A 7,083-nucleotide genomic window follows, 5' to 3' on the forward strand; every position below is an offset into this window, starting at 1 on the left:
GCAGGACCCTCGTTCGGCGGTTCCCTCCATGACGCGGAACCTCTACAGGTCCCGTCATCTGGAGACAGTAGCGTATGGTGATGGCAAGCGCTAAAGCAGCCGCGCCGCCTTTGGAGCCGGATCTCACCATGCCCCTCGACACCGCCGCCGAGCAGAAGACCTACCGCTGGGACGACCCCCTCGACCTCGCCTCGCGCCTCTCCGAGGACGAGCGGATGGTCTGGGAGGCGGCCCGCGCCTACGCCCGTGAGAAGCTGCTGCCCCGCGTGGTCTCGGCCTATGCCGACGAACGCTTCGATCGCGAGATCATGACCGAGATGGGCGAACTGGGGTTCCTCGGCCCGACGCTCCCCGAAGCCTATGGCTGCGCTGGCGTGAACCATGTGGCCTACGGCCTCATCGCCCGCGAGATCGAGGCGATCGACAGCGGTTACCGCTCGGCGATGAGCGTTCAGTCGTCCCTGGTCATGTACCCGATCTACGCCTTCGGCTCCGAGGAGCAGCGGCAGAAGTTCCTGCCTGGCATGGCCCGCGGCGAGATCATTGGTTGTTTCGGCCTGACCGAGCCGGACGGCGGGTCGGACCCGGCGTCGATGCAGACGGTGGCGAAGAAAGTCGACGGCGGCTTCGTCCTGAATGGGGCGAAGATGTGGATCACCAACTCTCCGATCAGCGACGTGGCGCTCGTCTGGGCGAAGCTGGACGGGGCGATCCGCGGCTTCCTGGTCGAGCGCGGGTCGAAGGGGTTCGAGACGCCGAAGATCCAGAACAAGCTGTCGCTCCGGGCCAGCGTCACCGGCGAGATCGCGCTGTCGGATGTGTTCGTGCCGGAAGACATGATGCTGCCGAACGTCTCGGGCCTGCGCGGGCCGTTCTCCTGCCTGAACAAGGCGCGCTACGGCATCGCCTGGGGAGCGATGGGCGCGGCGGAGTTCTGCTTCCATGCGGCGCGCGACTACGTCTCGTCGCGGTCGCTGTTCGGCCGGCCGCTGTCGGCGCGGCAGCTGGTGCAGAAGAAGCTGGCCGACATGTCGACCGAGATCGCGCTGGGCTTCGAGGGCGCGCTGGCGCTCGGCCGACTGATCGACGAGGGCGCGTGGATCCCCGAAGCGATCTCGATGCTGAAGCGCAACAACTGCGGCAAGGCGCTGGATATCGCCCGCGTCGCCCGCGACATGCACGGCGGCAACGGCATCTCCGGCGAATACCACGTGATGCGGCATGCCTCGAACCTGGAGACCGTGAACACCTACGAAGGCGCCCACGACGTCCACGCCCTGATCCTCGGCCGGGCGATTACCGGCGAGAACGGGTTCTAGACGCCGAGACGATCCAAGACCTGGCGGGACGGCAGGCCCGGATGCACTGCCTTCGGGGAATCCAGATTAGGCGCGGACCGCTGCTGACTCGTTGGCGAAGTTCGGAAGGTCTTCCTCGACGACGGCCGCATCGAGATCGACAACAACATCGTCGAGCGCTCCATCCGGCCCCTGGCCCTCAGCCGCAAGAACAGCCTCTTCGCCGGCTCAGACGGCGGCGCCGAGCACTGGGCGGTCCTCGCCTCGCTGATCGAGACCGCAAAGCTCAACGATGTCGATCCGCACGCCTACATCGCCAGCGTCATCACCCGCATCGTCGCCGGACATCCGCAGAGCGATATCGATCAGTTGCTGCCCTGGAGCCATCAGGCCAAGCCCGCCGCCGCCGCCTGAGAAGGCTGCCTGACCGCGGCGCGATCCAACGTCTGCTCTCGGGCATGGAGTCGAAGACGGTTCGCGACCCGTTGCGGACATTCCGCGGTTCCCGATAGTTCGCTCATGGCCGTCGTCGAACCCGGATTGCGCTTGTCTGCGCAACGCGCGCTGTTGGGCGCCGTGCATCCTGGGGTTCGCTTGGTGAAGGTGCGTCGCGACGGCAACTGCATCGTCCTAACCACTATCTGTGATGGCCCTTTTGAGGACGACCTTCTGGACGCGCTATCCACGGCTGCTGCGGAAATCGCCGCAGACTATCCCGACTGCGATGTGGACGAGCGGATCTCAATCAGCACCGATCCACTCCCCAAAGAGGATATCTTAGCCGAGGGCTGGATCTTTCAGCGCGCAGAGCCGAGCGTCCGCCAACCATCGATTGTGTTGAAGAAGGCCGTTTCCGGGCCGCTGATGGCGTAGTCGGATGTGGCGAAAGCTGTGGCTCCGCCGCTCAGGCGGGCGCCAGGGGCGTAGGCACCGGGATCAGTTTGGCGAGTTTGCGCAGGTTCTGCGCGGTGGCGGCGAGGAGAAACTCGTCTCGGGCGCCGCAGGGACCGCGTAGACGCAGGCGGTCGAGCTTCAGGATGCGCTTCAGGTGGGCGAAGAGCATTTCGACCTTCTTTCGCTGGCGCATGGAGGTCCAGTAGGCGTCGGTCTTGGCGATCTCGCGGGCTACTTCGCGGGCGGCCTCGTGGATGGAGCGGGTCACCTTGCGGGCCGGAGCCTTGGGGCAGCACTGGCTCTTGAGGGCGCAGGCGTCGCAGTCGGACTTGCTGGCGCGGTAGCGGTGGGTGTCGTCGGCCGGCGGCCCGGTCCGCGGAGACGAGAAGGCGCGGCGATAGCGCTTCAGCTCGTGGCCGCCGGGGCAGCGATAGAGGTCGGTGGCCGGGTCGTAGGTGAAGTCCTCGCGGGAGAAGGTCCCGTCCTCGCGCTTGGACTTGTCGAAGACCCGGATGTGCGGGGCGATCTCCTGGTCGTGGACAAGCCATTCCAGCATCTCGGCCGAGCCGTAGGCGGTGTCGGCGGTCAGCCGCTCCGGGTGCAGCCCGAGCCGCTCGTCGGTGCGCTCGATCATCGTACGGCAGGCGGCGAGCTCGCCCTGGCGCACCGCGGTGGAGGGCTCGACGTCGACGATCACCGCGTGCTCGAGATCGATCAGATAGTTGGTGCAGTAGGCGAAGCTCGCCGGGCCCGCCTGGGCCGCCGTCCAGCGCGAGGCGGGGTCCGATAGAGACAGATACTTGGGCGTCACCGGCGTGGCGGCGCCGAAGGCCTCCTCATCCAGCGCCGCCAGGTACTCCTGCACCGCGCGGCTCGCCGCCTCTGGCGGCAGGCCGACCGCACCCTCGACGGCAGTCCTATGCCGGCTGGCGTCCGCACGGATGATGCTGGCGTCGACGGCGAAGCCCTCGCCGCCCACCAGACCCTCGGCCATGCAGCGCCGCACCACGCTCTCGAAGAGTTCGCGCAGCAGATCGCTGTCGCGGAAGCGGCCGTGGCGGTTCTTGGAGAACGTCGAGTGATCCGGCACATCACCGTCCAGGCCCAGGCGGCAGAACCACCGGTAGGCGAGGTTGAGATGGACCTCCTCGCACAGCCGCCGCTCCGAGCGGATGCCCAGGCAGTAGCCGACCAGCAGCATCCGGATCATCAGCTCCGGATCGATCGAGGGGCGGCCGATCGGGCTGTAGAATGGGGCCAGATGCGCCCGCACTCCTTCCAGGTCCACGAACAGGTCGATAGCCCGCAGCAGGTGGTTTTCGGGGACGTGACGCTCCAGCGAGAACTCGTAGAACAGCTTCGCCTGATCTACCCGCCGCTCGCCCATCATTGCCACGCCCTCCCGCCTCAAGCAGGAGTGAATCAGGCCGGAGTCACCGCTTCAACGAGCCATTTCGATCGTGATAGGTGGAAAGTGAAGCTTGGCTCTGCCACGCTTCAAGGATGGGCCGATTTGCGATGCTGATCCTGGTTGCCGGGCTCCTGGGCTGCTCCCGAGACGTGGAGCCCGTGGCTGGTGACGCCGGTCTTCCGTTGCCACCGGACAGAGTGTCCCGCCTGGAGGGAGCGGCACGATCCGGCGACGTCGCAGCCGCGAACACGCTGGCGGTCCACTACTCACACCTGGGCGACACGGAGCACTACGAACAATGGCTCGTCCAAGCCGTCTCGCTCGGCGACTGTGCCGCGGTCGAGGTGTTGGGCGATAGCCATCGCGTCAATCGCCCTCTCAGCCCCGCCAGACTGGCAGAAGCTAAGCGTGCGGCGGCAAAGCGCGGATGCTCAGTAGCTCCGCTTCCCGCGACGGCCGCTCCGTAAACCAGGCCTGATCGGCGGCTTTTTTCAACACCATCGACCCTTAGACGACATTCGGGCGAACGCGCTTCCAAACACTGAGCCTGGCGAGAGGTCGAAAGCCGCGTCGCGCGGACTGCTCGACTGGAACACCCGGCTCGTATGCGACGATCGCTCCAGACGAAGTCCAGTGACAGACAGCTCCGAACAAGCCTCGTGCTGCGCCAAACACGTTTGTCAGACCGACCACGCCGCCTGATTCGAAGGTGACTGCGCCTGCTACGATGCGCTGATCGGGATCAGTGCGGGCTAGGATCGTGACGCGACCATCCTCTAGCAGCGCCCTCCGAAATATTCCCGTTGCAGCTGAATCATCGCCCGCCCACGCCGTCTCCCACTGGTCAAGCTCGTTGACCGAAACGGCTCGCCAGCCGTGCTGAGGCTCGCAGCCTTCACTGCCCAGGTCTTTCAGCAACCAGGAGGCGGAGAAGGAGCGCACGAAACCTGCTGCTCCAAGGGGCAGGCGGTCGAAGCTATCCTTCACGCTGAACTCGAATTCAGCGTTCTGGCTGAGCTTGCGGATCAGCTCGACTTGCGCGCCTGGATCAGACCACGGGTCCACAGTGACCACGTTTGGATAAAAGCGCGGGGTCGCGGACCTGCAAAACCAAAGCCCTTCGCTCCGCTCGACCGCCAGTCCGTGCGAACGCCAGACGGATGCACACCACTCCGCGTTGTTCACGGCTGCTATGAGGCTAAGCTCGTCGGGATCTGCGGTGCTCACGTTGGCAGGTTACGGCAGAGAAGCTCTTCAACAACCCCCGATCCCCGCCTTCCCACCCTCGACCCGAGATCAGGACGTCGGCTCGCCACCCATGGCGGACCTACGCCTCCTGAGCCCATGAATCGCGCCAGATCAGGTGCGCCGTGGCCAGGACGAAGACGAGGAATGCGGCCTGCATGGCAACAGGCCAGACCATGGCGTCGTACGTCGCCACCGCCCAGACATTGTGGCTGACATCCGACAGAATGATCGCGAGCGTGGAGAGCACTCCGAGCCGTGGTCTCCAGAACAGGAGCGTGGCCGCCAGGGGATCGAGGACCGTTAGGGCGTTCCAGAAGACGACCGTGCCGAGCGGATAGCCCGGGTAGGCGCCACCCGACCGGAAGAAATCCACCATGTGGAACCCTGTCCCGATGAGGAGGCAGATGGCCCAAACAAGGCGGACCACCTTGGCCGACGATGTCACCATGCTTTCCAGGCCCTGCGCAGTCGAGTGGAGCAGCTCAGCAATTGGGTGGCGGAATGTCAGCAAGCCACCCCCTGCTGACGTCCCGGAGGTCTGCTTGCGGGAGTGATGATGCCGCCGTCGGCATGATCGACCTGGCGGAGCGGAGTCGGCGCGGGAATCAGCTGGACCTTGGCGCTCCCCTCACTGCATTTTCGCGAACACCCAGTCGCGGTAACTTAACGCGGCGAGCTAGTGAAACTGTGTGAATCTCAGAAATCAAGATCGGCAGAAGGCCAATAAATTCAACTTAGTTCGTTCTCAGAAACTAGAGGCACCGACACCCGCCAGACTGGCAGAAGCTAAGCGTGCGGCGGCAAAGCGCGGATGCTCAGTAGCTCCGCTTCCCGCGACGGCCGCTCCGTAAACCAGGCCTGATCGGCGGCTTTTTTCAACACCATCCATCCATTGCGGGCGTTGCACAGAGAGAAGCTGAACCATAGCCTCATTGGCATGGAGCCTTCATATCCCTCCGGCTGGGCCGGGCTGCGTGACCTGCCCCCTTTCCGATCCCTCGGTTTGAGTGAGAGTCCGTCACCCTGAGGAGACGGACGTGAAGAAGAGCAGGTTCAACGAAGCGCAGATCATCGGCGTGCTGCGCGAGCAGGAGGCCGGGAGCCCGACGGCGGAGGTGTGCCGGCGGCACGGGATCAGCGAGCAGACCTTCTACCGCTGGAAGGCGAAGTACAGCGGGATGAGCGTGTCGGACGCGCAGAAGCTGAAGACGCTGGAGGACGAGAATCGGCGACTGAAGAAGCTCTTGGCGGAGTCGATGCTCGATGTGTCGGCGCTGAAGGACCTGCTGGGAAAAAACTGATCGGGCCTGCAGCGCGCCGCGACGCCGTGCTCCGCCTGATGGCGGAGCGCGGTTTCTCGCAGAGGCGCGCCTGCGGGCTGGTCCAGGTCGATCCGAAGACGGTGCGGCGCGTGGCCCGGCCGGGCGACGCGGAGGTGCGCGAGCGGCTGCGGGGGCTGGCGGCGGAGCGCCGCCGCTTCGGCTACCGGCGGCTCGGCATCCTGCTTGAGCGTGAAGGCGTCAGCATGAACAAGAAGAAGCTCTTCCGGCTGTACCGCGAGGAGGGCCTGGCGGTGCGAAGGCGGCGCGGCCGCAAGCGCGCCACCGGCACGCGGGCGCCCATGGCGCTGCCGGATGGCCCGAACCAGCGCTGGAGCCTGGACTTCGTGGCCGACACGCTGAGCTGGGGCCGGCGCTTCCGGATTCTCTGCATCGTCGACGACTTCACCCGCGAGGCCCTGGCGCTGGTGGTCGACACCTCGATCAGCGGCCATCGCATGGCCCGCGAGCTGGACGCCCTGATCGCCCGGCGCGGCCGGCCTGCGACCATCGTCAGCGACAATGGGACCGAGATGACCAGCCGGGCCATGCTCGAATGGACCAACCGCACCGGGATCGACTGGCATTACATCGCGCCCGGCAAGCCGCAGCAGAACGGCTTCGTCGAGAGCTTCAACGGTAAGCTGCGCGACGAGTGCCTGAACGAAGAGGTCTTCGCCAACCTCGCCGAGGCCCGCGCGGTGATCGAGCGCTGGCGGCTCGACTACAACCACGTCAGGCCACACTCGGCGCACGGCGGGCTGACACCGGAAGCGGTGCGGCTGAACCCCGCGGCCGGCCGGCTGCGCAACTTGATCAGCTCCACCGCCCGGCCGCTACCGCCGGCGCTTGAGATCAGCTACCAACCCCCTGGGCTCTCATAATGATCGAGGGACCAAAGGGGGGCAGGTCA

At 65.8% G+C, this 7,083-nt stretch carries 6 protein-coding genes and 1 pseudogene; 4 read left to right on the forward strand and 3 right to left on the reverse strand.

The features are described from left to right. Positions 1–128: 128 nt before the first annotated feature. From EPO51_RS02975 to EPO51_RS02985, 3 genes and pseudogenes are all read left to right on the forward strand, one after another. Complete coding sequence (locus tag EPO51_RS02975; protein ID WP_293345833.1) at positions 129–1,319, forward strand: acyl-CoA dehydrogenase; 1,191 nt, start codon at positions 129–131, stop codon at positions 1,317–1,319. A gap of 111 nt (positions 1,320–1,430) precedes the next feature. Continuing rightward, a pseudogene (locus EPO51_RS02980) lies at positions 1,431–1,712 on the forward strand (transposase domain-containing protein); the annotation flags it as partial. Between the two features lie 105 nt (positions 1,713–1,817). Further along, complete coding sequence (locus EPO51_RS02985; RefSeq protein ID WP_293345835.1) at positions 1,818–2,171, forward strand: MafI2 family immunity protein; 354 nt, start codon at positions 1,818–1,820, stop codon at positions 2,169–2,171. Positions 2,172–2,202: 31 nt separating this feature from the next. On the opposite strand, the gene EPO51_RS02990 is transcribed toward EPO51_RS02985, so the two are convergent. The 3 genes from EPO51_RS02990 to EPO51_RS03000 form a co-directional block, all read right to left on the reverse strand. Beyond that, positions 2,203–3,582 (reverse strand): IS1182 family transposase, encoded by a 1,380-nt coding sequence (locus tag EPO51_RS02990; protein ID WP_293345837.1) that lies wholly within the window; start codon positions 3,580–3,582, stop codon positions 2,203–2,205. A 528-nt stretch (positions 3,583–4,110) separates the two neighbouring features. Beyond that, positions 4,111–4,830, reverse strand: coding sequence for a hypothetical protein (locus EPO51_RS02995; RefSeq protein WP_293345839.1), 720 nt, complete (start codon positions 4,828–4,830; stop codon positions 4,111–4,113). 100 nt (positions 4,831–4,930) lie between these two features. Further along, positions 4,931–5,362: a hypothetical protein gene (locus EPO51_RS03000; protein ID WP_293345841.1), complete on the reverse strand. Its 432-nt coding sequence runs from the start codon at positions 5,360–5,362 to the stop codon at positions 4,931–4,933. Between the two features lie 526 nt (positions 5,363–5,888). On the opposite strand from EPO51_RS03000, the gene EPO51_RS03005 reads away from it, so the two are divergent. Next, positions 5,889–7,054, forward strand: a protein-coding gene (locus EPO51_RS03005; protein ID WP_465246587.1) for an IS3 family transposase whose coding sequence is annotated in 2 segments (ribosomal slippage) — positions 5,889–6,147 and positions 6,147–7,054 — 1,167 coding nt in all. Because the reading frame shifts where the segments join, the coding sequence is not laid out codon by codon here. Positions 7,055–7,083: the final 29 nt, after the last annotated feature.

The sequence above is a fragment of the Phenylobacterium sp. genome (genome assembly GCF_004297125.1).
In the GTDB taxonomy this organism is placed as follows: Bacteria; Pseudomonadota; Alphaproteobacteria; order Caulobacterales; family Caulobacteraceae; genus Phenylobacterium.